Genomic DNA, 24,959 nt, shown 5'->3' with positions numbered 1-24,959 from the left:
ACTCACAGCGCACCGCCAGAGCGCAGTAGCGACGTGATTCGATGAATCTGCTGATTTGAGAGTTTCGGCGAAGCAGCAAGCGCCTTGTTGATTACAGCGGTGATCTTCGCTTCGGCCAGGTTGCGGCGCGCTTCGCGCTCGCCTTCGGCATCACCGATCCTGGCGTAGTAAGCAACAGGACCAACGGCCTGATGCGGGGTGAGTGGCTTGTGGGTAGCCATGGAACACCGTCCTGAGGGGTGCTTGGCGCAGAGCGCGCCCGACAGGAGATTCCTCTCGTGATGAGGAACCTCGGTCTAAGCACCCAGCCACTTCTAGTTACTGCACGAGTGGCGTGAGGACTGATGTTCAGTTGTTGGTACTACGTGGCGTTAGCCGAGCGGAACTTCAGTTCCGCCGTGTTCACGAGCATAGTCGAGCAAGGAGTAGAGTAGCTCAGTCGGGATGGTTCCACCCTGCGAGCGCTGGCACCTGGGATCGCTGCACCATAGGTGGTGCACCATGCTCAGTTCACCGTCCGGCAGAAGCACGACCGAATCACGCTTCTCCCGGTTGTGCACCCGACCCCAGCCGTCATCCCACCGGAACTGAGCCACGGTACGCACAGGGTGCACGTACTGCGCGGTGCCCCGGCAGGTTAGCTTGACGTTCGACGACATGTGCACTATGCTGCCACACCGCACGCGCTCTCGCACTTTCGGGATTTCGTCCGTGGCGAGAGTAAGCCCAGGTCGAGAGGGATAAAAATTGGTCCCGCGTCCCGGCGTGTTGCGCGTGTTGCACGGCCAGCAGCGGGCCCCCGCTGGCGTCCCGGGTGCGCCCCACCGGCTGGCCGGGTACGGGTGCACGCTGCCAGGTCCGCAGTGGACGGCTGAGAGCCAGCGGCACCGACTGCACCCGTGCTACCGTCCGAGCATGCACGCGACGGCAGGCACAGCCCCCGGGAACGCCAACCTTCAAGACGTAAGGCGCAGACGGCCCTTTCAGCCTGCGAACGGGCTTGCAGCGCGCCGCCGTTCTGTAGGTGGGTACCGAACACGCTGTGAGCAGCACATGCCCATCGAAATCCTCGGAATGATCGCGACGACCCCGGGGTCCGAGGTGAAGGAGCTCACCGGACCGGTCGTCGACGCAGCCTATGTGCGCGAATTCTCCCGCGCTCACGAGGACGCCGGATTCGACCGGATCCTCATCGGATACAGCGCGAGCTCGCCGGATGGCTTCGCCGTCGCATCCGCCGCTCTGCACGCGACCGAGAACCTCAAGGTCCTCATCGCGCACCGTCCGGGCTTCGTCGCCCCGACGATCGTCGCCCGCAAGCTCGCGACACTGGACCACCTCACCGGTGGCGGCCGGGTCGCGATCCACCACATCTCGGGCGGCAGCGAAGCCGATCAGCGCCGCGACGGCGACTTCAGCGAGAAGGCCGATCGTTATCGGCGCACGGGCGAGTTCATCGACGTGCTGCGCAGGACCCTCGTCTCGGAGGAGCCCTTCGACCACCACGGGGACTTCTACCGCGTCGAGGGGGCCTACTCCGGGGTGAAACCCGCGACCGATGCGGGGATCCCGATCTTCTTCGGCGGTCTCTCCGACGGCGCCATCGATGTCGGTGCGAAGGGGGCGGACGTCTACATGCTGTTCGGGGAGCCGCTCGCCGACATCGCCGAGCACATCCGCACCATCCGCGCCGCTGCGGCGAAGGAAGGGCGCACGATCGAGTTCAGCCTCTCGACCCGGCCGATCGTCGCGGAGACGGAGGAGGCAGCCTGGACGAAGGCCGATCGCATCTACGCGGAGGCCGAGCGGCTGCTCGCCGCGAAGAAGACCGGGAACACCCTGGCGTTCGCCGCTCCGACCCGCCGCGAGCGGGACGCCGTCTCCTCCGAGCGCCTGCAGCAGCTCGCCCGGCGCAGCGATGTGCACGATGAGCGGCTCTGGACCGGCATCACGCGGCTCGTGGGGCCATCGGGCAATTCGACCGCTCCCGTGGGCACCCCGCAGCAGGTCGCGGAGGCACTGCTGAAGTACTACGACCTCGGCGTCACGCGCTTCCTCATCCGCGGCTTCGACCCGCTCGGCGATGTGCACCACTGGGGCGAGGAGCTCGTGCCCCTGCTGCGCGAGGGCGCGCGCCTGCGCGATGAGGAGCGGGCGGCCGCCTGAGCGGACCGCGCGGCGCTTACGGGATCAGCGTGATCTTGCCGCCGGCGGCGTGAGCTTCTATCGTGCGGTGGGCCTCGGCGGCGTCGGCGAGCGGCAGCTCGGCGGCGAGCTCCACCTGGAAGTCGCCGGTCGCGAGCCCGCTGATCGCGATGCCGACTGCCTCGGCCCGCCAGGCGACCTGCTCGGCGGTGAGGGGATCGGGCGACCCGCCGCTGAAGGCGCGGATGCCGAGATCCGCCGCATCCGGTCCGCGCACGATCGTCGCGATGCGAGAGGGATCGGAGACGAGCAGCTTCGACACCTCGATCGCCTCATCCGTGCCGATGCAGTCCAGGGCCACGGTGACATCACCATCGACCGCCGCGCGCACGCGGTCGGCGAGACCGTCCCCGTAGGCGACGGGGATCGCGCCGAGCTCGCGCACGAGATCATGGCGTGCCGGGCTCGCGGTGGCGATGACCGTCGCACCCGCGGCGACGGCGAACTGGATCGCCGCTTGTCCGACGGCGCCGGAACCCGCATGCACGAGAAGCGTGTCGTCGGAGCCCACACCGAGTGATTTCACGCACTGGTAGGCGGTCCCGATCGGGATGCCGAGGGCCGCGCCCTCGGCGGTGGTCACTGCATCCGGCAGGGCGTCGAGCTTCTCGACGGGCACCGTCAGGTGCGTCGCGTAGGTGCCGACGGTGTCGCGGACGGCCACGCGGTCGCCGACCCGGAACGCGGTGACATCCGCGCCGAGCGACTCGATGACACCCGCTCCGTCGAATCCGACACGACGCGGCACAGTGATGGGCGGCCCGGGCCGCAGGCCGCGGCGCAGCTTCGCATCGAGCGGGTTAACCCCGGCTGCTTCGATTTGAACGACGACCTCGCCCGCGCCCGCGACCGGGTCGGGGATGTCGACGAGGCGGAGGACATCAGGGGTTCCGAGTTCTGTGTAGACGATCGCGCGAGCCATGCGGCCAGGCTACCGGTACGACGATGCCCCCGCACCGAAACGGTGACGGGGGCATCGGGGAGAGGGATCAGCCGACCGGGACGATCAGGCCCTTCCACGTCTCGAGGATGTACTCCTGGGTGCGCTCATCGGTCAGCATCTCGATGAGAGCCGTGATGCGCGGGTCGTCCTTCAGGTCGGCACGGGTGGCGAGGATGTTGTAGTACGCGCTGTCTGTGCCCTCGATGAGGATCGCCTGGTCGTCGGAGAGGCCCGCCGGGATCGCGAAGGATGCCGTGACGAACGCCGCGTCGTTGTCGGGAAGCGCGAGGGCGAGCGTCGCGTTCTCGATCTCGATGAACTTCAGGTTCTTCGGGTTCTCGGTGATGCCGCTGATCGTGTCGGCGCCCTCGGAGATCTCGATGATCCCCTCGGCGGCGAGCAGCTCGAGAGCGCGTCCCTCATTGGTCGGGTCGTTGGGGATCGCGACGGTCGCGCCGTCCTCCAGCTCATCGAGGCTGTCGACCTTGTTGCTGTAGAAGGCGGCGGCGGGCAGGTACATCTCGCCGACCGAGATCAGGTCGTCGCCGGTCTGTTGGTTGTAGGTCTCGAGGAACGTCGAGTTCTGGAACAGGTTCGCATCGACCGAGCCGTCCGACAGCGCCGGGTTGGGCGTGTTGTAGTCGGTGAACTCCTGCCACTGGATCGTCAGGCCCTTCTCCTCGGCGAGGTTCTCGGAGACCCACTTGAGCATGTCGCCGGCGGGGACGGGCAGCGCGCCGACCTTCAGCGTTCCGAGGCCGTCGGAGCCGTCCGCAGCCGGAGCGTCGGAGGAGCCGGCGCAGGCGGTCAGGCTGAGGGCGAGGACACCGGCGGCGGCGATCGCGATGCCGCGGGTGAGGGAGGAGAAGGACATGATGATGCTCCTGGGTTCGATGTATGGATGCTTCGGGGTCAGGCGCCGGCGTCGATCGCCTCGGCGGCGTGGGCTGCGCGGTTCGCGTGGTCGAGCCGGCGGGCGATGGCGTTGCAGGCCCACTGCACGAGAAGCACGATGATGAACAGCACGATGACGACGGCGACGATGTGCAGCCAGCTGTAGCGCTGGAAGCCGTAGGTGAGGGCGACGTTTCCGAGTCCTCCGCCGCCGACGACGCCGACCATGGCCGAGAAGTTGATGATCGAGGTGATGGTCGTCGCGATGCCGAGGACGATCGCCGGACCCGTCTCGGGCAGGATCACGCGCCGCACGAGCTGCCAGCGGGTGGCGCCGAGGGAGTCGGCGGCTTCGAGCAGGCCCGAGTCGACCTCCTTGACGGCGATCTCGACGACACGGGCGAAGAAGGGGATCGCGATGATCGTCAGCGGGAAGATGGCGGGTCCCGTTCCGATGAACGAGCCCAGCAGCATCCGGGTCAGGGGGATCAGCGCGATCATCAGCACGATGAACGGCACCGACCGGCCGAGGTTCACGATGAACCCGAGCACCCGGTTGATGATGACGCCGGCCGCGGCGGAACCGAACGGGGTCGCGAGGAAGCGGCCCTTCTCCGTTCCGACGAGAACGATGCCCAGCGGCAGGCCGATGATGATCGTGAACAGGATCGCGACACCGGTCATCCAGAGCGTTGCGAGGGTTCCCGTGAGCATCACGTCGAACAGGTCGGACCAGAAAGTGGGGGCGGAGTAGTCGATCATGCTGCCTTCACCACCTCGACGGCGACGCTGTGCTCGGCGAGGAAGGCCTGAGCGCGCGCGAGGACTGCGGCGTCTCCCGGCAGGGCTAGACGAGTGCGGCCGGCCTGCGCGCCGGCGATGTTCTCGATCGTCGCCCCGAGGATCGACACGTCCAGGTCGAGGGCACGGGCGAGCAGCGTGATGGTCGGCTTGTGGGCCTCTTCGCCGGCGAACGTCAGATCGATGATGGCGGATCCCGGGATGTCGGGGACCTCTCCCAGCGGGAACAGGTCGCGGGCGAGGCGGCTTCCCGGAGTGCGGATCAGATCGGTGAGCGCACCGTTCTCGATCACACGGCCGTGCTCGAGGAGAGCCGCGGAGTCGCAGATCTGCTTGACGACCGTCATCTCGTGGGTGATCAGCATGATCGTGAGCCCGAGCTCCCCCGACAGGCGGCGTAGCAGAGCAAGGATCTGCTGGGTCGTCTCGGGATCGAGGGCGCTGGTCGCCTCATCAGATAGGAGCACGCGGGGCCGGGAGGCGAGGGCGCGGGCGATGCCGACGCGTTGGCGCTGTCCGCCCGAGAGCTGAGCGGGGTACGCATCGGCGCGGGCCGAGAGGCCGACGAGGTCGAGCATCTCGCGGGCCTGGCGGGTGCGGTCGCCGCGCGGGTTCCCGATCGCCTCGAGAGCGAATTCGACATTCTGCACGATGGTGCGGTTGCCGATGAGGTTGAAGTGCTGGAACACCATTCCGATGCCGTGACGCGCGGTGCGCAGTTCATTGCCGTGCAGGTGCGAGACGGGCACGCCGTCGACGACGACGCGGCCGGAATCGGGCCGCTCCAGGGCGTTCACGGTGCGCAGCAGCGTCGACTTGCCGGCGCCGGACTGACCGACGACGCCGAAGATCTGGCCGCGCGGGATCTCGAGCGAGACGTCGTCGAGAGCCCGCGTGCCACCGAATGATCGGCTGACGTTCTCGATGGTGATCATGGGGATACCAGATGCCCCTTTCGGGGAGAAGATGAGGATTGCTGCTATTTTCTCCTGATCGCACCTGGGAATGCGAATCCGGATGACGGGGGATGACGCGGCTCAGGGCTCGCGCAGCGCCTTCAGGATGCGCTGCGGGGAGACGGGCTGGGCGGTGCCGAGACGCTGTGCGAATACGCTGACGCGGAATTCCTCCAGCATCCAGCGCACCTCGACGAGCGTTGGGGAGGCGTCCTGCTCCAGCGGGATGGTCCCGCCCGCATCGGTGAAGGCCTGGGCGACGCGCTCGTACTCGGTCATGCGGGTGCGGTCCTTGCCCGGTTCGTTCGACAGCGTCTTCAGCCGCTCGAGCATGCCGCCGAGGTAGCGGGGGAAGTGGGCGAGACGCTCGACGCCGGCTGCGGAGATGAACCCGGGATGCAGCAGACCGCTCAGATGCGCACGGATATCGCCGAGCGGCCCGAGAAGGGAGAGCGAGTTCTTCGCCTTGATGCCGCGCTCCACATCACGGGAGACGGTGAGGATGCGGGCGACGAGCGAGACGGCCTGGAAGAGATCGTCGACGAGCGTCGCGTTGACGGCGTCGCGCGCTCGTTCGAACGCCTCACGGGAGCGGATGGATGCCGCACCCCCGGCGCGGTCGAGCGTCGCCCGGGCCACGGCGGCGCGCGCATCCTCGATGAGGGCGGCCGCGCTCGGATAGGGCGAGGCGGCGAGGGCCAGCTTCTCCGGAGCGGTCAGGTGCCCCTGGACGTAGGAGGCGGGGGAGGGGACGTTGAGCAGGATCAGGCGCAGGATGCCGTCGCTGCTGGCGGCGGCCGCAGCATCCGCCGTCGCCTCCACGCGCACCGAGACGGTCTTGCCGCGGTCGACGATCGCGGGGTAGCCGCGCACGACGCCGCCGGCGACCTTCGTGTCGAGGAGCTCGGGGAGGTCTCCGAAGGTCCAGTCGGTCAGGCCGTCCTGTTCGATCGGACCACGGGCGGATGCCGCGGCGACGGCGTTCTGCGCCGAGACCGTACGCGCGCCCGGCGTGGGCGCAGCCGTGCTCGTGCGCGCGATGGAGCGGGCAACGCTCGTGCGCGCCCGGTCGGCGAGCTCCTGCTGCAGCTGAGCGAGGTCGCGGGCATTGCCGACGACGCGGCCGCGCTCATCGACCGCTCGGAAGTTCATGCGCAGGTGGCCCGGGACGCGGTCGTCCTCGAAATCGGCGGCGCTCATCGGCTGGTTCGCGAGGGGCTGGATGAGTTTCGCCAGCGCCTCCTTCAGGGAGCGATCCGGGAGGCCGACGTGGTTCTCCGGTCCTTGTTCGGCGAGCGCGTCGCCGAACTTCTCCGCCCAGTCGGCGGCGGGAACGACGTGCCGTCGAATCGCCTTCGGCAGCGCCCGCAGCAGAGCCGTGACGAGCTCGGCGCGCAGGCCCGGCACCTGCCAGTCGAAGCCGCGGTCCTCGATCTGAGCGAGCAGCGCGAGCGGCACGACGACGCTCACCCCGTCATCGGGGGCGCCGGGCTCGAACCGGTAGGCGAGCCCCAGCACCTGGTCGCCCTGATGCCAACGGGTGGGGAACTCTCGCTGGTCGGCGCGGTCGTCATCGTCGATGAGGTCGCTCTCGCGCATGACGAGGAGCTTCGGCGTCGACTGCAGAGCGTCGCGCCACCACGCCTCGAAGGAGCGCACATCGAAGACCTCGGCGGGGATGCGCTCGTCGTAGAACTGGAAGACGGCTTCGTCGCCGGCGAGGATGTCGCGGCGCCGTTCGCGCTCCTCGAGCTTCTCGAGGCGCTTGCGCAGCTCATGGTTGCTGCGCCAGAACGCGCTGACGCGCTTATCGATGCGGGTGGGATCCCATTCGCCCTCGACGAGCGCGTGGCGCACGAACAGCTCGCGGGATGCCGCGCGGTCGATACGGGCGAACTGGATGCGCCGGCGCGGGATGATCTCCACCCCGAACAGCGTCACCTTCTCGTAGGCGACGGCGGCGCCGGCATCCTTCGACCAGTGCGGCTCGGAGACCTGCCGCTTCGCGAGATCGCCGGCGAGCGACTCGGCCCACGCCGGATCGATCGCCGCGACCGTGCGCGCGAAGGTGCGCGACGTCTCGACGATCTCGGCGGCCATCACGGCCCGAGGGGACTGCTTGCGCAGCCCGGAGCCGGGGAAGATCGAGAAGCGGATGCCGCGTGCGCCGCGGTACTCGGCGATGCGGCGCTTGTCCTTCTTGCCCTTGTCCTTGTTGGCGCTCGGGACGTTGCGCTCGTCGAGGATGCCGATCTGCGAGAGCAGGCCGGAGAGGAGCGCGCGGTGGATCGCGTCGCCCTGCGGGTGGCCCTGGAGCTCTTTCTTCTCACTCCGCTCGCTGCGCTCACGGGACGGCCGCTGCGCTGCGCCGCGCTGCGCCCCCTTCGGCACGAGCGTGCGCAGCTGGCGGTGCACGTCGAACCACTCGCGCACGCGCACATAGTTCAGGTGCTCGCTGCGGCACATGCGCCGGAACGCGCTCGAGCCGAGCTCGCGCTGCTGCTCGCGCAGGTAGTCCCAGAGCTTCAGCAGTGCGAGGAAGTCGCTGGCAGGGTCGGTGAACCGCGCATGCGCGCGCTCCGCCGAATCGCGAACTCCCTGCGGGGCGTCCTGCGAGGGCCGCTCGCGCACGTCCTGGATGCTCATGCCCGACACGATCGCGAGCACCTCGTCGCCGACGCCGGTGCGGCCGGCCTCCAGCAGCATCCGGGCGAATCGCGGGTCGATCGGCATGCGCGAGATGTCGCGGCCGGTCTTCGTCAGCCTCGGCGTCTCGCGCGACAGGTCGACGGCGCCGAGCTCGACGAGCAGGTCGAAGGCGGCCTTCACACCGCGGGAGTCCGGCGGTGTGAGGAACGGGAACGCGGTGATGTCGCCGAAGCCGAGCGAGAGCATCTGCAGCACGACGGATGCGAGCGAGGTGCGCAGGATCTCGGGCTCGGTGAACTCCGGGCGCTTGTCGAAGTCGTCCTCGGAGTACAGGCGGATCGCGATGCCGTCGCTCGTGCGGCCGGCGCGCCCGGAGCGCTGATTGGCGGATGCCTGCGACACCGGCTCGATCGGCAGCCGCTGCACCTTCGAGCGACTGCTGTAGCGCGAGATGCGCGCCGTGCCGGTGTCGATGACGTACTTGATGCCGGGCACCGTGAGGCTCGTCTCGGCGACGTTCGTGGCGAGAACGACGCGGCGGCGCAGGCCTGCGACCGTGCTGCGCTCGAAGACCCGGTGCTGCTCGGCTGCGGAGAGCCGGCCGTAAAGGGGCAGCACCTCGACGGGTGCGGCAGATGACGTGTAGGCGCTGCGCACGGCATCCGCGGCATCCCGGATCTCGGCCTCACCGGGCAGGAACACGAGCACGTCGCCGCGGTCCTCGCGGTCGAGTTCCTTCAGCGCGGCGACGATGGCCGAGACCTCATCGATGTCGTCGGTGCTCTCGTCCTCCTCGTCATGGCCGCGGTAGCGGATCTCGACGGGGAAGGTGCGGCCGGAGACCTCGATGATGGGCGCGGGCTCGCCGGCGGCATCCGCGAAGTGCTTCGCGAAGCTCTCCGGGTCGATCGTCGCCGAGGTGATGATGACTTTCAGATCCGGCCGCTCGGGGAGGATGCGGGTGAGGTAGCCGAGCAGGAAGTCGACGTTGAGCGAGCGCTCATGCGCCTCGTCGATGATGATCGTGTCGTAGCGGCGCAGCAGCCGGTCGCGGTGGATCTCGTTGAGCAGGATGCCGTCGGTCATCAGGGCGACCTTCGTCGCATCCGACACCTGATCGGTGAAGCGCACCTTGTATCCGACGAGGTCGCCGAGGGGCACCTGCATCTCCTCGGCGACGCGCTCCGCGATCGTGCGGGCGGCGAGACGGCGCGGCTGGGTGTGCGCGATCGATTCGCGGCCGAGCTCGAGGCAGATCTTCGGCAGCTGCGTCGTCTTGCCCGACCCCGTGGCGCCGGCGACGATGACGACCTGGTTGTCGCGGATGGCGGCGGCGATCTCGTCCCGGGCCGCGCTGACGGGCAGCTCCGGGGGATAGGAGATGACGGGAGAAGACATAGCCCTTCATCGTACGACGCGTCGGCGACGGATGCTGATCCCTATGATTGACGGGTGAGCAGCACCCCTGTCGCCGAATCGGCGCCGACCCCCGTCCGTCCGTGGAAGAACTGGTGGGCGACGTTCGGCCGGCCTCCGCGCATCATGGGGCTCGATGTCGCCCGTGCCCTCGCGATCCTCGGCATGATCGGCGCGCACGTCGGCGAGGCCGGCGGCGTCGTGCCCTTCGACGTCAGCACGTGGGGCGGCCTCGTGCACGGCCGCTCATCGATCCTGTTCGCCGTCCTCGCCGGCGTCTCCATCGCGCTCATGACCGGCCGCTCGGTCCCGCCCGCACCCGAGCAAATGCCGCAGATACGACTGCGCCTGCTCGGACGGGGCGCCGCCATCTTCCTCATCGGCCTGTGCCTGGAGCTGCTGAACACCCCCATCGCAGTGATCCTCACCGTCTACGGGCTGCTCTACATCGCCGTGATCCCGTTCCTCGGCTGGTCGGTGCGCCGGCTGCTCCTCGCCTCCGGCGCGCTCGCGGTCGTCGCGCCGCCCCTGCTGGCGCTCGTGCAGACTCTCCTGCTGTACCCGATGGGACCGGGCCTGGACCTTGTTCTCTTCGGCACCTACCCGATCACCGTCTGGCTCGCCCTCGTGCTCGGCGGCATGGCTGTCGGCCGGACCAACCCCGAGCGCCTGTGCTCCGCCATCCGCATCCTCATCATCGGCGTCGTCCTCGCGGTGATCGGCTACGGCACCGCGGCGCTCGCCGCAGCATCCCTCGGTGATGCCTATGAAGACGACTCGCCCTCCTCCTCCAGCAGCTCCTGGATCGACGACTCGGACTTCCCGATGGGCGTGCCCGCGGAGGACATGGACCTCGAGGGTCTCGTGTGCGACGACTACGGTGACGGCTACATCTCCTGCTACCCGGCCGGCGACCACCAATACTTCGAGGACGGAGCATCCATCGACGAGGCCTTTGATGATGGCTTCTTCATCGACGGGTGGGGCAACTATCCCGGGATGCTGGCCGAGAACGATCTCGGAGGCGCGATGCTGTCCGCGCTCGTCACCGCCGATGCGCACTCCGGAGGCACCGCAGAGGTCCTCGGCTCCGGCGGATTCGCGCTCATCGTCATCGGCCTGTGCCTGCTGCTGAGCCGTCCGCTGCGCTGGGTGCTCCTGCCCGTCGCCGCACTCGGATCGATGCCTCTGACGGCATACAGCCTGCATGTGATGTCGTTCTTCGTCTTCGCCGGTCCCTCGGGCAGTCTCCACAGCAACGCGGTCTGGGGCATCTCGGCACTCGCCCTGCTCGTGCTCGCCACGCTGTGGGCGATCTTCCTGCGCCGCGGGCCGCTGGAGCGTCTCGTCGGGTGGTGCGCCGACACGATGGCGGGTCGTGTTGGATGACTCTCGATCACGAAGCTGTCATCACAGGATCTAGGGTGAATGCATGACCATTCCCACAGTGACTCTCAATGACGGTGTCTCCATTCCCCAGCTCGGGTACGGGGTATTCCTCGTTCCCTCCGAAGACGCCGAACGCGCCGTGACCGAAGCGCTCGAGATCGGGCACCGCCACATCGACACCGCCGCGATCTACGGCAACGAGGCCGGCGTCGGCGCCGCGATCGCCAAGAGCGGCATCCCGCGCGACGAACTGTTCATCACCACGAAGCTGTGGAACGACCGCCACGACGGCGACGAGCCGAACGCGGCGATCGCCGAGAGCCTCGAGAAGCTGGCCATCGAACAGGTAGACCTCTACCTCGTGCACTGGCCGACCCCCGCCAAGGACAACTACGTGCACGCGTTCTCGAAGCTCATCGAGCTGCGCGAGCAGGGACTGACCCGCAGCATCGGCGTCTCGAACTTCCTCGTGCCGCACCTGGAGCGCGTCGTCGCCGAGACCGGCGTCACGCCGTCCGTGAACCAGATCGAGCTGCACCCCGCCTATCAGCAGCGCGACGTCGTCGCGTGGGCTGCGGATCACGGGGTCCGCATCGAGTCCTGGGGCCCGCTCGGCCAGGGCAAGTACGACCTGTTCGGCACGCCCGCCGTCGCCGAAGCGGCCGCCGCGCACGGCAAGACGCCCGCGCAGATCGTCATCGCCTGGCACCTGCACAAGGGCAACATCGTCTTCCCGAAGTCGGTGCGCAAGGAGCGCATGATCGAGAACTTCGACGTGTTCGGCGTCTCGCTCACCGACGCCGAGGTCGCCGCGATCGACGCCCTCGACCCGCTCGACGGGTCGGGCCGTGTCGGCACGCACCCGAACGACCTCAACTGAGACGCGGCGTTTCATTCGATGACGCCCCGTGTCGCAATAGGCGACACGGGGCGTTCTCGTCGCTAGCGTCTATGGCATGACCGCTCCCTTCCGCATCGTCGCCGTCTCCGGTTCGCTGCACGAACCCAGCAAGACGACCGCTCTGCTGCGTGCTATCGCCACGGCCATCGCCGATCGTGTCGACGCGGAGGTGCAGCTCATCGAGCTCACCGAGGTCGGGCCGTCGCTCGCCGGTGCGCTGACCCGCGACGCTCTGCCGGTGCACGTCGAGGAGCAGCTCGTGGCGATCGAGCAGGCCGATCTGCTGATCGTCGGAAGTCCCGTCTACCGGGCGTCCTTCACCGGGCTCTTCAAACACCTGTTCGACTTCGTCGGGCAGTACGAACTCGTCGGAAAACCCGTCCTGCTGGCGGCGACCGGCGGGGGTGAGCGCCACGCGCTGATGATCGAGCACCAGCTGCGTCCTCTGTTCTCCTTCTTCCAGGCGCTGACGCTGCCGCTGGGCGTCTACGCGAGCAACACCGACTTCGACGGGTACACGATCACCTCCGAGGTGCTCGAGGCCCGGATCGCGCTCGCCGCGGACCGCGCCTTGCCGCTCATGAGCTATGCCGCGACGAACAACGTCCTCATCTGATCCGGGCACGTACACCAGCGCCCGCGTAGCGTGAGGGCATGAGCAACCGCCTCGCCGAGACCCTCAGCCCCTATCTGCGCGCGCATGCCGATAACCCGGTCGACTGGTATCCGTGGGGACCGGAGGCCTTCGCCGAGGCGCAGCGCCGTGATGTGCCGCTGCTCATCTCGATCGGATACTCCACCTGCCACTGGTGCCACGTCATGGCCCGGGAATCGTTCGCCTCGCCCGAGACCGCCGCGCTCATCAATGAGAACTTCGTGGCGGTGAAGGTCGACCGTGAGGAGCATCCGTCCGTTGACGGCGCGTACATGGCCGCGGCATCCGCGTTCACGCAGAATCTCGGCTGGCCGCTGACGGTCTTCGCGACGCCGACCGGGCGCACCTTCCACGCCGGGACGTACTGGCCGCCGGTGGCGCGAGGAGGGATGCCCGGGTTCGGTGACGTGCTCGCGGCGGTGCAGGATGCGTGGGCCCAGCGACGCGAGATGGCGGTGGAGCAGGCGGATGCCGTCGCCACGGCCCTCGTGCAGGCGGGGGCCGTCTCGACCTCTGACCTGCCGTCGGAGGCGGATCTCGTCGCAGCGGCGGAGAAGATCGTCGAGCGCGAGGATGCCCTGTACGGCGGGTTCGGCGGTGCGCCGAAGTTCCCCGTGGCGACGACGCTCGATTTCCTCCAGCATCCGGTGATCCGTGCCCGGGCGCCGGAGGCGGCGGGTGCCGCCGAGCGTGCGCTGACGGCGATGGCGGCATCCGCGTTGCGCGATCGCGATGGCGGATTCTTCCGTTATGCGACGATGCGCGACTGGACCGTGCCGCACTATGAGCGCATGCTAACCGACAACGCGCAACTCCTCAATGTGGCGCTGCGGGCGGGGTCGCCCGTGGTGGCGCGGGGTGTCGCCGGCTTCCTGTTGACGACGTTGCGTCGTGACGGCGGCGGGTTCCACGCCGCACAGGATTCGGAATCGGTCGTCGAGGGGCAGCGCGTCGAGGGCGGCTACTACCTGGCCGACTCGCGCGACGGTCTCGAACCGCCCGCCGTCGACGGCAAGGTGATCACGGGGTGGAACGGGCTCGCGATCGGCGCGCTCGCTCGCGCCGGGGTCGCTCTCGACAGTCACGAGTGGACGGATGCCGCGGCGTCTGCCGCCGATTACGTGCTGCGCGTGAATCGCCGCGATGGAGTGTTGGTGCGCTCGTCGCTGGATGGTGCGGCATCCGATGCCGTCGCGACCGCGGCTGATATCGCGCTGTTCGCCGATGGGCTGTTTGCGGTGGCCCTCGCGACGGGGGAGTCCTCATGGGCGGCGACCGCGCGGGGCCTGCTCGACGATCTGGTCGAGGAGGGGGCTGCCGAGGATCCGGTGCTCGCCGCGCATGGAGTCGTCGCAGCGCCGGATCAAACCGACGGCGACCTGCCCTCGAATGCCGCGGCCATCGCCCGGGTATCGCTGACAGCCTGGTGGCTCGGTGCGGGGGAGCGGTATCGGGAGGTCGCGGAGGAACACGTGCGACGGCACGGGGCATCCGCACTGCGGCATCCGTTCGGCCACGGATCGCTCCTCGCCGTCGCGGCGGGCCTCGCCCAGGCGCCGCGCCAGCTGGTCGCCGTCGTGACCGATCCGCGCGGGGCGCTCGCCCGTGCCGCACGCACTGTCGACGCCGACATCATCGCGATCGTCACACCTGCGCAGGCGCAGGCGTTCGCGGAAGCCGGATTCGAGCTGTTCGCGGGGCGGTCGTCGTCGGGCGACGCGGTGTTCGACTGCCGCGGTTTCGTGTGCCGCCTGCCGGTGGGCGATCCCGCTGAGGTCATCGCCGAGCGCTGAGCGGGCAATCGTGGCCGCGTGGCACGGGGCGGATCTCGATGGTCATCCCCTCGGGGTAGAGGCACTGCGTTGCGCCTCGCGGACGATGTTGCGCACAGCGGACGTATGCTGCGAAAAGCTCCGCCACCTGCAACAAGCTCCGCTACGCGCAACACGGGAGCGGGTCAGATCCACCCCGGCAACCAGTTGTGGGCGAGCCAGAACTGGTACGGCACGTTCATGCCCGTCCACACCGGGTAGAAGAACGCCGAGATGAGCACGGCGGCGATGAGGAAGATCGCCACGGCGCGCTGCCCGACCTGCCGGCGATGCAACGGGGCCGAGCGTCTGCCGGCCATCTCCCGCAGGGCGAGGACCAGGGCGAGCACGAGGAACGGCATCATCACGACCGTGTAGAACTGGAAGATCGTGCGCGTCGGGTAGAACAGCCACGGCACATAGGTCACCGCGAGCCCCAGCAGCGGGAGGACGAAGAGCGGCGGCACCGGCCGACGCTCGATGAGAGAGCGCACGATCCGGTAGAGCAGGTAGAGGGCGGCCGCGACACCGGCGTACCAGATCAGCGGGTTCGGGATCGTGGAGATCACCGAGATGCAGTGGTCGGTGCCGCAGGAGCCGTCATCCCCGGTCCACACGGCGGTCGGACGCAGCAGCAGGGGCCACTGCCAGGCCGCGCTCGCATAGGGGTGCCCTGTGCTCAGCCCGACGTGGAAGCCGTACATCGACCGGTGATACATCCACAGGGCGACCAGCGGGTTCGCATCGGACTGGCGGTCGTAGCCGCCTGCCGTGACGAGCCAGCCGCTCCACGTCACGAGATAGGTGAGCGCCGCGGCGGGGACCATCAGCAGGAAGGAGACCACGCCCTGTCGGGCGACAGCATCCATGGGCCAGTAGGCGACGCCGGCACGGCGCCGGGCGAGAGCATCTGTTATGACGACGTACAGGCCGAAGCCTGCGAGCACATACAGGCCCGACCATTTCACGGCGCTGGCCGCGCCGAGGGCGACGCCTGCGGCGATCAGCCAGGGGCGCCGGACGATCACCGGACCCCACAGCGGCTCCTGCGTGTCGCGGAGCATGCTCTCGACGAGCGGGATGCTGCGCCGTTGATCCAGCAGGACGAACAGGAATCCGAGCAGCACGAAGAAGGTGAGGATGCCGTCGAGCAGCCCGATCCGGCTCATGACGATGCTCAGCCCATCGATGGCGAGCAGGAGCCCGGCGATCGATGCAGCGGTGATCGAACGGGTCATGACACGGGTGACGAGGTAGACGAGCAGCACGGTCGCGGTGCCGAGGAGAGCGACCGGCAGACGCCAGGCGGCGCTGTCTCCCGCACCGAAGAGTCCCATGCCGAGCGCGATGATCCATTTGCCCAGCGGCGGATGCACGACATAGCTGCCGGTGTCGCTGAGAGCGCTCATGTCGCCGGTGATGAAGGCGAGATCGGCGCCGTCGGCCCAAGCTCCCTCGTATCCGAGCGCCCAGAGCGCCCAGGCGTCCTTCGCGTAATAGGTCTCATCGAAGGCGAGTACCCGCGGATGGGCGAGGTTCGCCAACCGCAGCACGGCGGCGAGTGCCGTGATGACGAGAGGCGCGAGCCAGCGGAGCGTGCGGTTCCACTCGACGTCGCCGAGCACGCGATCGCGCAGCCGCTCCCAGCGGGTCAACGATTCCGCAGGCGGCGGCAGCAGGGGCGCGGTCACGGCTCCAGCCTAGATCGATCGCCGTTCGAGCCGCCTAAGCTGAACAGGTGATCATCCTCGCCGCCACCCCGATCGGAAACCTCGGCGATGCGTCTCGCCGCCTCATCGAGGTGCTCGAGAACGCCGAGGTCGTCGCTGCGGAAGACACCCGCACCACCGCGCACCTGCTGAAGGCGCTTCAGATCGAGAACCGTCCGCGCCTGGTCGCGCTGCACGACCACAACGAGAAGCACAAGGCCGCAGAGCTCGTCGCGCTCGCCGCAGAGCAGGACGTCATCGTCGTCAGCGACGCAGGGATGCCGGCGGTCAGCGATCCCGGATACGGCGTGGTCGCCGCAGCGGTCGAGGCCGGCGTCACGGTCACCGCGATCCCCGGGCCGAGCGCCGTGCTCATGGCTCTCGCCATCTCGGGGATGCCCACCGACCGCTTCACCTTCGAAGGGTTCCTGCCGCGCAAACCCTCCGAACGCCGCTCGACGCTGAACGCGCTCGCCGCAGAACCCCGCACGATGGTGTTCTTCGAGTCGCCCGCCCGCATAGCATCCGCCCTCGCCGATATGGGAGCGGCTTTCGGCGATGACCGCCGCATCGCCGTCTGCCGTGAGCTCACGAAGCTCTATGAGGAGGTGCGCCGCGGCACGGCCTCCGAACTCGTCGCCTGGGCCGAGAACGGCGTCAAGGGCGAGATTGTCGTGGTTGTCTCGGGTGCCCCGGCCCGCGCCGTGTCGGCAGAGGACGCCGGTGCCCAGGTGCAGGCGCTCGTCTCAGGCGGCATGCGGCTGAAGGAGGCGTGCGCCGAGGTGGCGGCCGCGACCGGACTCAGCTCGCGCGACCTCTACCAGCAGGCCCTCGCCGCGCGTCAGAAATGACCGATTTCGCTGTTGCCTCCGCATACGACACCCGCGCCGCGGAATACATCGAGGTCCTCGGCGACATCGCGCAGGTGGACGCCGCGGATCGCGCCCTGATCGGCGAATGGCGCGACGCGACCGAGGGGCGGCTGTTGGATGCCGGATCCGGCCCGGGGCACTGGACGGCGTTTCTGAACGATGGTCATCACGAGGCTTGCGGCATCGATCTGTCCGCCGAGTTCGTCGCCTCCGCGCAGGAGCGGCATCCGAGCATCCGTTTCGAAGTGGGAACGATCCGTGAGATGCCGTATGCGGACGACGAGTTCGGCGGCGTTCTGGCCTGGTACTCCCTGATCCATGCGCGGCCGGAGGAATTAACGGAGATGCTCGACGAGCTGATCCGCGTTCTGCGCCCCGGCGGCAGCATCCTGATCGGCTATTTCGACGGTCCGCCTCACGAGTCCTTCGCGCACGCCGTCGCCCCCGCATACTTCTGGAGCGCCGAATCGCTTTCGCAACTGCTGGCGGATGCCGGTGCCGAGGTCGTCCGCAGCGAACGGCGCGAGCGCGTCGCGGGCGAGCTCAGCTCCCGCGCCCATGGCTCGGTGATCGCCGTGAAGGCTGCAGCGCCGATGCCACGGTGACCCAGATCGGCCAGCCGACGAGCCAGATCACCGTCACCAGCCACACGCGTGCGATCCAGCTGAGCAGCTCTTCCGTTCGCGCGGAATCGCCCACGATCCACGTGATGCCGCCGAGAACGATGGTCGCGATCACGGCGCACAGCACCATGCGTCCCCAGTCCCTCCACTCGTGAACGATGCGCGCGCGTCCGCGCGCAGGAAGAACCTCCGGCGCGGGACCGTCGGCGAAGCGGTGCGCGAACCATCCGTCGACGCGGTGGATGATGCGATGGCCGAACGCCACGGTGAAGCCGAGATAGACCGCGCCGAGCCCGTGCGTGAAGTCGGCCGTCGAACCGGCGATCGTGAGATCCCACGTGATCAGAGCCAGCAGGGCGATGTCGAGCAGCGGTACGCACACGAGCAGGACCGTCGACAGGCGCTTGAGCCGCAGCAGGTATCGGGCGGCGAGCCCGCCGAAGAGGACGACCCAGAAGCCGATCTCGCAGATGAGGATGGCGACGACGATGTTCATGCATCCCACGCTCGCGCGTGGGCGCCGCACGCGGATCCTCCCGCCGGTCGGAGTCGTCTCCTCCGTTCGGAGGAGGACGGATGCTCCGTCCTCGGGCAGGATGAGCACATGCTGCGGTCGCACCTCACCTCGCTCATCGCCCAGGTGAACGCGCGCCCCCGCACACGGGATGCGATCCTCGCGGCCGTCTACCTGGTGATTGGCTTCGTGCTGCTGCAATTCGGCGGGTACGGGATGTGGGCGACGGGACTGGCGATTCCGGCCACCGGGCTGTGGAGCGCGGAGAGCGGCTTCCTCGTGCTGCTGTTGCTGATGTCGGCGCTGGCGCTGCTGCGATCGTCGCGCCCGGTTCTGGTGGTGGCGCTCGCCGCGCCGCTGGCCGCTGCGGATCTTCTGCTGGGAAGCAGCATCGGAGTCGTGCTCCTGTTCGCCGACTTCGTGTACTGCGCGTTCCGGTACAGCAGCGACCGGAGCGTGCGGCTGCTGCTCGCCGTGATCGCCGCCGTCATCGCGATCACGGCCGTCGTACTCATCGTCCTGCCCGGAGTCTCCGTGCGGGTCGTCACGATTTCTCTGCAGTGGGCGCTGATCGTCCTGATCGGCGCCCTCTGGGGGTGGAACGTGCGCAGCGAACGGCAGCGCACGCGCGCGGAGATGGACTCCGAGCACCGGCGGGCCACGCGTCTGCTGCGGCAGAGGATCGCGCACGATCTGCACGACCTCGTCGCCAATCAGATCGCGGTGGCCGGCCTCAACATCGAGGCGACCCGGTTGCTCGACATCGGCGACGACGTGGAAGCGGGTCTTGCTCGCGCCGCCGCGGGGACGGACGAGGCGCATCGGCAGCTGCGTCGCCTCATCGCCGTGCTCACGACGGTCGATGACCTGGCGGAGGAGACCGCACCGCCCGCCCTGGGCGATCTCGCCGCTCGGGTGCCGACGGGACGCGCGCTCATCCCGGAGGGCGCGGATCTCGATGCGGCTCTGGAAGCCCTGCCCCGATCGGCGGGCATTGCGATGCGCGCCGTCCAGGAGCTGCTCACGAACGCCGTCAAACACGGCCGGGGAGATATCGTGCTGCGTACGACGACGGAGATGGATGAGGTGATCGTGGAGATCGAGAACTCGATCGCGGCACGAGATTCGGTGCTCGGCTCGGGAATCGGCATCCCCGGGGCGGCGCTGCTGCTCGACAGCATCCAGGCGACGCTGGCTTCCGAACCCATCGATGAGAGCCGTTGGCGTGCACGCATGACGCTGATTCGGGAGGCAGCGCATGTCTGATCCGATCCGCGTCGTCCTCATCGACGACCACGAGGCGGTTCGTCGTGGGGTCGCGGCGATCCTCGGAACGGATGAGGGCATCGAGATCATCGGTGAGGCGGAGAACGGCTTCGAGGGGGTCGCCCTCTGCGTGAGCGAGGAACCCGATGTCGCCCTCGTCGACCTGCGGATGCCGGGGACGGATGGCATCTGGGCGACGGAGCGCATCACGGGCCAGACCCGCACGCGCGTGCTCGTGCTGACCACCTTCGACTCCGACGACCTGATCGCCGCGGCGCTCGCCGCCGGTGCTCACGGCTATCTGCTCAAGACGACCCGCGGCGTCGAGCTGATCCAATCCGTTCGTCATGTGGCCGCGGAGCGGCACGTCATCGATCCGGCGATAGCGGGGGCGCTGATCGCACAGGTGAATCGTCTCCCCGAACGGCTGGGGAAGGCCCCGGGAGAGGGCCTCGACCTCACTCCGCGCGAGAGAGAAGTGCTGGCGCTGCTCGCCGAGGGACTGACGAACCAGCAGATCGCCGATCGGCTGCACGTCGGCATCACCACGGTGAAGACGCATGTCGGAGCGCTCTACGGCAAGACGGGAGCCACGACCCGTGTGCAGCTGGGCAGGCTCGGCGGTCGCACAGCGTAACCGTCCCGGCTTTCCGGCCTAGAATCGTCCTATGCCCGCAGGCGACTCCTTCTACATCACCACGCCCATCTACTACCCCTCCGATGTTCCGCACATCGGTCACGGGTACACGTCGGTGGCGGTCGACACGCTCGCCCGCTGGCACCGTCAGTCCGGTGACGACACCTGGATGCTGACGGGCACCGATGAGCACGGCCAGAAGATGCTGCGCGCCGCGGCTGCGAACGGCGTCACCCCGCAGGAGTGGGTCGACAAGCTCGTCTCCGAGAGCTGGTTCCCGCTTCTCGAGACGCTCGACGTCGCGAACGACGACTTCATCCGCACGACGCAGGAGCGCCACGAGAAGAACGTTCAGGTGTTCTTCCAGCGACTGTACGACTCGGGGTACATCTACGCCGGCGAGTATGAGGCGCTGTACTGCGTAGGTTGTGAGGAGTTCAAGCCCGATAGCGAGATCGTCGAGGGCACCGGGCCGTTCGAGGGCCTGAAGGTCTGCGCCATCCACTCGAAGCCGCTGGAGCTGCTGCAGGAGAAGAACTACTTCTTCAAGCTGAGCGAGTTCCAGGACCGCCTGCTCGAGCTGTACAAGACCGAGCCCGATTTCGTCCGCCCCGACTCGGCGCGCAACGAGGTCGTCTCGTTCGTCAGCCAGGGTTTGAAGGATCTCTCGATCTCGCGCTCGACCTTCGACTGGGGCATTCCGCTGCCCTGGGACGAGTCGCACGTCATCTACGTGTGGGTCGATGCACTGCTGAACTACGCCACGGGCATCGGTTACGGCAGCGATGACGAGAACTTCGCTCGCCGCTGGCCCGCCTACCACGTGGTCGGCAAGGACATCCTGCGCTTCCACGCCGTCATCTGGCCCGCGCTGCTCATGGCCGCGGGACTCGATGTCCCGAAGGGCGTCTTCGCGCACGGCTGGCTGCTCGTCGGCGGCGAGAAGATGTCGAAGTCGAAGCTCACCGGCATAGCCCCGACCGAGATCACCGATGTGTTCGGCTCGGACGCCTACCGGTTCTACTTCCTCTCCGCGATCGCGTTCGGGCAGGACGGCTCGTTCAGCTGGGAAGACCTGTCTGCGCGCTACCAGGCCGAGCTCGCGAACGGCTTCGGAAACCTCGCCTCGCGCACGATCGCGATGATCGAGAAGTACTTCGACGGAGTGATCCCCGAAGCCGGTGAATACACCGAGGCGGATCTCGCGATACAGAAGGTCGTCGCGGATGCCGCATCGCAGGCGGATGCTGCGATCGAGGAGTTCCACATCGATCAGGCGATCCACTCGATCTGGACGATCGTCGACGCTCTGAACGGCTACATCACCGAGAACGAGCCGTGGGCGCTGGCCCGCGACGAGGACAAGCGCGCACGCCTGGGCACGGTGCTCTACACGTGCGCCGAGGGCCTGCGTGCGCTGGCCGTGCTGCTGTCGCCGGTGATGCCGATCTCGACCGAGAAGCTCTGGTCGGCGCTCGGCGCCGAGGACTCTCTCGGCGAGCTGCAGGCGCAGCCGCTGCGCGAGGCCGGTTCGTGGGGCGCGCTCCAGACCGGCACGCGTGTGCGGGCTCTGGCGCCGCTGTTCCCGCGCGTCGAGCAGGCCTGATCGGACGCTCGGCATGGCTGAGACGTACGTGACGTCGCGCGAGACGAAGGGGCGCAAGGACCTCAGCTATCCGGCAGCCCCGGAGCCGCTCGCGGTGCCGGTGTACGACAATCACGCGCATCTGGAGATCGGTGACGGCGACGAGGCGCTGAGCCTTTCGGATCATCTCGATCGTGCGGCTGAGGTCGGCGTCGCCGGTGTGGTGCAGGCATCCGGTGACATCGAGTCCTCGCGCTGGGCTGTCGCCGCGGCCGAGAGCGATGATCGTGTGCTCGCCGCTGTCGCGATCCACCCGAACGATGCGCCGGTGTATGCCGAGGAGGGAATGCTCGACGAGGCGATCTCCGTGATCGATGAGCTCGCCGCGCACCCGCGCACCCGCGCGATCGGCGAGACCGGGCTGGACTTCTTCCGCACCGAGGAACACCGCCGGGACCCCCAGTTCACCTCCTTCGAGGCGCACATCGCTCTGGCGAAGAAGCACGGCATCGCGATGCAGATCCACGACCGCGATGCGCATGATGCGGTGCTCGAGACCCTGGCGCGCGTCGGGGCCCCGGAGAAGACCGTCTTCCACTGCTTCTCGGGTGACGACGCGATGGCCCGCGTGTGCGCGGACGCCGGCTACTACCTCTCGTTCGCGGGCAACGTGACGTTCAAGAATGCGCAGAATCTGCGCGACGCCCTGCGGGTGACGCCGAGGGATCGCCTCCTCGTGGAGACGGATGCCCCGTTCCTCACCCCGATGCCGCTGCGGGGTCGTCCGAATGCGCCCTATCTGATCCCGATCACCCTGCGGTTCATGGCTGCGGAGCTCGGAATCGACGTGGATGAGCTGGCCGCGCAGGTGGCGCAGAACACGCTGCGCGTCTACGGCTCCTTCGCCTGATCAGTCGCCGGACGGACGCCTCTCATCATCCAGGATCTCAGGCACGTGCGCGGCCGCGCGGATGCGTTCATTCAGGTCCGAGATGAGCGTCGCCGTCACGACTCCGATGATGACCATGCCGCCGACCATGAGTCCCACGGCGAGGACGCGACCCAGTGCGGTCACCGGTGAGTAGTCTCCGTAGCCGACGGTCGTGATTGACTATGTCAAGTCGAAGTGGCCCAGGGGTGTCGCTCTGATCTGGCCCAGGGGCTGCTGATTCGGTGTGCGGCGGCGGTCAATGTCCACCAAAATGGGGACATACAAGATGGATAGGTACTAATACTCTGAGTTTCAGCAGGCATCGGTGGCCTGACGAGTTCCAAGAAGAATTGGTGCGAAATGAAGAAGATTCAGACGCTGTCTCAAGCGGAGCTCCTCGCTCAACGCGATGAGTTCGAGGCGATGATGTACGCGGCCGATGCACGGGTCTACACGCTGTCGAACACGTCCTTGGTGCCGGGCATTCTCGACTTTCCATTGCCAGCCGGTGAGATCTCGTATGTCTGGACCGGGCATTGGGACCCCTCTGGCGGGATGGGACAGGCTGAGATCCCGAAGGTCACGATCGCAGCCTCGTCGTTGCGAGAGGTAGGCAGCCTTCGCTCGCGACTTCGCCTCGATCGACCAACGCTTCAGACCACGGACTTGAAGGTCAACTTCGAAGGCCGATCGGGCGTCCAAGAACGTGGACTAGTGATGGTGGACACGCAGCATGTCTTTGCAGAGTTCGAGGACGGCGATACAAGCGTCATCCTTGCGGCACGATCGATCGATCACCTGCCAGAACAGATCGCCATCCGAAATGTCGATGACATCTCGCCCTTGGTCGAGAGCTGGAAGGCACTGTAAGCGCTCCAACCATGCCCAAAGTGTTTGCGTAACGGTTGGCCTCGCCGCGAGGCATGCCGTTCCACCGATAGGAGAAACAAATGAAGATCCACAAGAAGACCTTGGGACTCGCCGCGGCAGCCGTCCTTACCTTGGCGGTTTGTCTCCCGACCTCTGCGTACGCCAGCACAGCGGACGGTGAGAATCTTGTCGTTGGCGCGTCATCGACTCAAGTGATCACGCAGCCGATGACGATCGATTGCAGCACGTTCAGTGAAGCTGACCGGGAGCGCGCGATCAAGGAGAACTTGAATCTCTGCGGTGCCCTCGGCGACCCAGCGGGTATGGCGACGTTGGGGCAGACTGTCAGCGACTGCGGTGTCTCGTCGATCTATGTCGACCGAAACTCGGGGGGAAGGCTTCGAATTTCGTACGGCATGCATTCCACTGTCGGCGCGATTGTCACTCGATCGGTTGATGTGACATGGGGCCCCTTTGACACAGGTTCGAACTTCGATTTCGGCGCTGTCGGCAACGCCAGCTATTCAAACTCACTCACAAGGGCATCTATTCCTAGTGGGGCGAAGGCTGGCGGTACTCTGCGGGGCACGGTCGCAATCGCGGGCTGGACCTTCGCCTGCTGGGTCGCCGCTGATGACCCGGTACACTCGCTCCGCTGAGTGATCGGCAAGCACTAAACGGAGGGAGAGGCGAATGCGACTCTCCCTCCGTTTCCTGTGTTCGTGACCGGATGGTATCCGGCAGCGGTTATTTGGCTGGACTCAGATGCAAGCAGCCGGTCATGTGGATGTCGTGGTGCGGGTGTGGGCGAGGCGGTAGGAGTCGGTGCCGGTCTCGATGATGTGGCCGTTGAAGGTGAGCCGGTCAACGATCGCGGCGCAGAGCCGGGGGTCGGTGAACGTCTTCGTCCAACCACTGAAGGACTCGTTGGACGCGATTGCAACCGAGTTCTTCTCCTCGCGTTCGGTGAGGACTTGGAAGAGGAGTTCTGCTCCGCGGCGGTCGAGTTCCATGTAACCGAGCTCATCGATGAGCAGCAGGTCGACGTGAAGCGCTCTGGTTTTGTTGGAGACTCCTGACCTTGGAAACGAGGATGGGGTTATGCCGAAAGAGCAGACATCAGGGAAGCCGACGACGCGTCGGTATTCGACAGAGGAGAAAGCTGCTGCGGTCCGGATGGTGCGGACGTTGCGTGCAGAGCTCGGGACCGATCACGGGACGGTGCAGCGTGTGGCGTTGCAGCTCGGATACGGGATCGAGTCCGTGCGGATGTGGGTCAAGCAAGCAGATATTGACGGCGGTCACGTCGCTGGGGTGACCACTGCCGAAGCT

At 67.6% G+C, this 24,959-nt stretch carries 23 protein-coding genes and 1 pseudogene; 14 read left to right on the top strand and 10 right to left on the bottom strand.

The window, feature by feature from the left end:
- Positions 1-2: 2 nt before the first annotated feature.
- Positions 3-221, bottom strand: coding sequence for a hypothetical protein (locus ACWAUG_RS09590; protein WP_460802266.1), 219 nt, complete (start codon positions 219-221; stop codon positions 3-5).
- 832 nt (positions 222-1,053) lie between these two features.
- Here ACWAUG_RS09590 and ACWAUG_RS09585 point away from each other — a divergent pair.
- Complete coding sequence (locus ACWAUG_RS09585; RefSeq protein WP_460802265.1) at positions 1,054-2,166, top strand: LLM class flavin-dependent oxidoreductase; 1,113 nt, start codon at positions 1,054-1,056, stop codon at positions 2,164-2,166.
- A 16-nt stretch (positions 2,167-2,182) separates the two neighbouring features.
- Here the strand turns inward: ACWAUG_RS09585 and ACWAUG_RS09580 are convergent, their stop codons facing one another.
- The 5 genes from ACWAUG_RS09580 to hrpA form a co-directional block, all read right to left on the bottom strand.
- Complete coding sequence (locus ACWAUG_RS09580) at positions 2,183-3,127, bottom strand: quinone oxidoreductase family protein (protein ID WP_460802264.1); 945 nt, start codon at positions 3,125-3,127, stop codon at positions 2,183-2,185.
- Between the two features lie 67 nt (positions 3,128-3,194).
- Positions 3,195-4,022: a MetQ/NlpA family ABC transporter substrate-binding protein gene (locus ACWAUG_RS09575; protein ID WP_460802263.1), complete on the bottom strand. Its 828-nt coding sequence runs from the start codon at positions 4,020-4,022 to the stop codon at positions 3,195-3,197.
- A gap of 38 nt (positions 4,023-4,060) precedes the next feature.
- Entirely contained in the window at positions 4,061-4,804 is a 744-nt protein-coding gene (locus ACWAUG_RS09570; protein ID WP_460802261.1) for a methionine ABC transporter permease, read from the bottom strand.
- The gene (locus ACWAUG_RS09565) at positions 4,801-5,778 is read right to left on the bottom strand and encodes a methionine ABC transporter ATP-binding protein (protein WP_460802260.1); all 978 of its coding nucleotides are present in this window, start codon (positions 5,776-5,778) and stop codon (positions 4,801-4,803) included. The genes ACWAUG_RS09570 and ACWAUG_RS09565 overlap by 4 nt, the downstream gene beginning before the upstream one ends.
- Before the next feature lie 102 nt (positions 5,779-5,880).
- On the bottom strand, positions 5,881-9,846 hold the full coding sequence (gene hrpA, locus ACWAUG_RS09560) for an ATP-dependent RNA helicase HrpA (protein WP_460802259.1): 3,966 nt from the start codon (positions 9,844-9,846) through the stop codon (positions 5,881-5,883).
- A 54-nt stretch (positions 9,847-9,900) separates the two neighbouring features.
- Between hrpA and ACWAUG_RS09555 the strand changes: the two genes are divergently transcribed.
- The 4 genes from ACWAUG_RS09555 to ACWAUG_RS09540 all read left to right on the top strand — a co-directional run bounded on the left by ACWAUG_RS09555 (position 9,901) and on the right by ACWAUG_RS09540 (position 14,602).
- Positions 9,901-11,253, top strand: coding sequence for a heparan-alpha-glucosaminide N-acetyltransferase domain-containing protein (locus ACWAUG_RS09555; RefSeq protein ID WP_298041012.1), 1,353 nt, complete (start codon positions 9,901-9,903; stop codon positions 11,251-11,253).
- A 43-nt stretch (positions 11,254-11,296) separates the two neighbouring features.
- Entirely contained in the window at positions 11,297-12,133 is an 837-nt protein-coding gene (locus ACWAUG_RS09550; protein ID WP_298041011.1) for an aldo/keto reductase, read from the top strand.
- Between the two features lie 76 nt (positions 12,134-12,209).
- Positions 12,210-12,770 (top strand): FMN reductase, encoded by a 561-nt coding sequence (gene msuE / locus ACWAUG_RS09545; RefSeq protein ID WP_298041009.1) that lies wholly within the window; start codon positions 12,210-12,212, stop codon positions 12,768-12,770.
- A gap of 38 nt (positions 12,771-12,808) precedes the next feature.
- On the top strand, positions 12,809-14,602 hold the full coding sequence (locus tag ACWAUG_RS09540; RefSeq protein ID WP_460802258.1) for a thioredoxin domain-containing protein: 1,794 nt from the start codon (positions 12,809-12,811) through the stop codon (positions 14,600-14,602).
- A 164-nt stretch (positions 14,603-14,766) separates the two neighbouring features.
- On the opposite strand, the gene ACWAUG_RS09535 is transcribed toward ACWAUG_RS09540, so the two are convergent.
- Entirely contained in the window at positions 14,767-16,311 is a 1,545-nt protein-coding gene (locus tag ACWAUG_RS09535) for a dolichyl-phosphate-mannose--protein mannosyltransferase (protein ID WP_460802257.1), read from the bottom strand.
- Between the two features lie 47 nt (positions 16,312-16,358).
- On the opposite strand from ACWAUG_RS09535, the gene rsmI reads away from it, so the two are divergent.
- Together rsmI and ACWAUG_RS09525 are read left to right on the top strand one after the other, a co-directional pair.
- Positions 16,359-17,180 (top strand): 16S rRNA (cytidine(1402)-2'-O)-methyltransferase, encoded by an 822-nt coding sequence (gene rsmI / locus ACWAUG_RS09530; protein WP_298041001.1) that lies wholly within the window; start codon positions 16,359-16,361, stop codon positions 17,178-17,180.
- Entirely contained in the window at positions 17,177-17,806 is a 630-nt protein-coding gene (locus ACWAUG_RS09525; protein WP_460802256.1) for a class I SAM-dependent methyltransferase, read from the top strand. Before rsmI ends, ACWAUG_RS09525 begins: the two co-directional genes overlap by 4 nt.
- Here ACWAUG_RS09525 and ACWAUG_RS09520 read toward each other — a convergent pair.
- Entirely contained in the window at positions 17,745-18,320 is a 576-nt protein-coding gene (locus ACWAUG_RS09520; protein WP_298040997.1) for a hypothetical protein, read from the bottom strand. The two genes, ACWAUG_RS09525 and ACWAUG_RS09520, sit on opposite strands and share 62 nt — an antisense overlap.
- 108 nt (positions 18,321-18,428) lie before the next feature.
- Between ACWAUG_RS09520 and ACWAUG_RS09515 the strand changes: the two genes are divergently transcribed.
- The 4 genes from ACWAUG_RS09515 to ACWAUG_RS09500 are packed head-to-tail and all read left to right on the top strand — an operon-like array spanning position 18,429 to position 22,736.
- Entirely contained in the window at positions 18,429-19,604 is a 1,176-nt protein-coding gene (locus tag ACWAUG_RS09515) for a sensor histidine kinase (RefSeq protein ID WP_460802255.1), read from the top strand.
- Complete coding sequence (locus ACWAUG_RS09510) at positions 19,597-20,241, top strand: response regulator (RefSeq protein ID WP_298040993.1); 645 nt, start codon at positions 19,597-19,599, stop codon at positions 20,239-20,241. The genes ACWAUG_RS09515 and ACWAUG_RS09510 overlap by 8 nt, the downstream gene beginning before the upstream one ends.
- Before the next feature lie 31 nt (positions 20,242-20,272).
- Entirely contained in the window at positions 20,273-21,847 is a 1,575-nt protein-coding gene (metG, locus tag ACWAUG_RS09505) for a methionine--tRNA ligase (protein ID WP_460802254.1), read from the top strand.
- Positions 21,848-21,860: 13 nt separating this feature from the next.
- Positions 21,861-22,736 (top strand): TatD family hydrolase, encoded by an 876-nt coding sequence (locus ACWAUG_RS09500; protein ID WP_460802253.1) that lies wholly within the window; start codon positions 21,861-21,863, stop codon positions 22,734-22,736.
- On the opposite strand, the gene ACWAUG_RS09495 is transcribed toward ACWAUG_RS09500, so the two are convergent.
- The gene (locus ACWAUG_RS09495) at positions 22,737-22,934 is read right to left on the bottom strand and encodes a potassium channel family protein (RefSeq protein WP_460802305.1); all 198 of its coding nucleotides are present in this window, start codon (positions 22,932-22,934) and stop codon (positions 22,737-22,739) included.
- A 183-nt stretch (positions 22,935-23,117) separates the two neighbouring features.
- On the opposite strand from ACWAUG_RS09495, the gene ACWAUG_RS09490 reads away from it, so the two are divergent.
- On the top strand, positions 23,118-23,627 hold the full coding sequence (locus ACWAUG_RS09490; RefSeq protein ID WP_460802252.1) for a hypothetical protein: 510 nt from the start codon (positions 23,118-23,120) through the stop codon (positions 23,625-23,627).
- Between the two features lie 80 nt (positions 23,628-23,707).
- Positions 23,708-24,286: a hypothetical protein gene (locus ACWAUG_RS09485; protein WP_460802251.1), complete on the top strand. Its 579-nt coding sequence runs from the start codon at positions 23,708-23,710 to the stop codon at positions 24,284-24,286.
- Positions 24,287-24,406: 120 nt separating this feature from the next.
- Here the strand turns inward: ACWAUG_RS09485 and ACWAUG_RS09480 are convergent.
- A pseudogene (locus ACWAUG_RS09480) lies at positions 24,407-24,685 on the bottom strand (ATP-binding protein); the annotation flags it as partial.
- A gap of 43 nt (positions 24,686-24,728) precedes the next feature.
- On the opposite strand from ACWAUG_RS09480, the gene ACWAUG_RS09475 reads away from it, so the two are divergent.
- Positions 24,729-24,959, top strand: a 231-nt coding sequence (locus ACWAUG_RS09475) for a transposase (RefSeq protein WP_460802250.1), incomplete at its 3' end; no start/stop codon positions are given.

It is taken from the genome of Microbacterium sp. GXF6406 (assembly GCF_054798215.1).
Note: the sequence above shows the minus strand (reverse complement) of the source record. Positions and strands in the feature narration are given on the sequence as shown.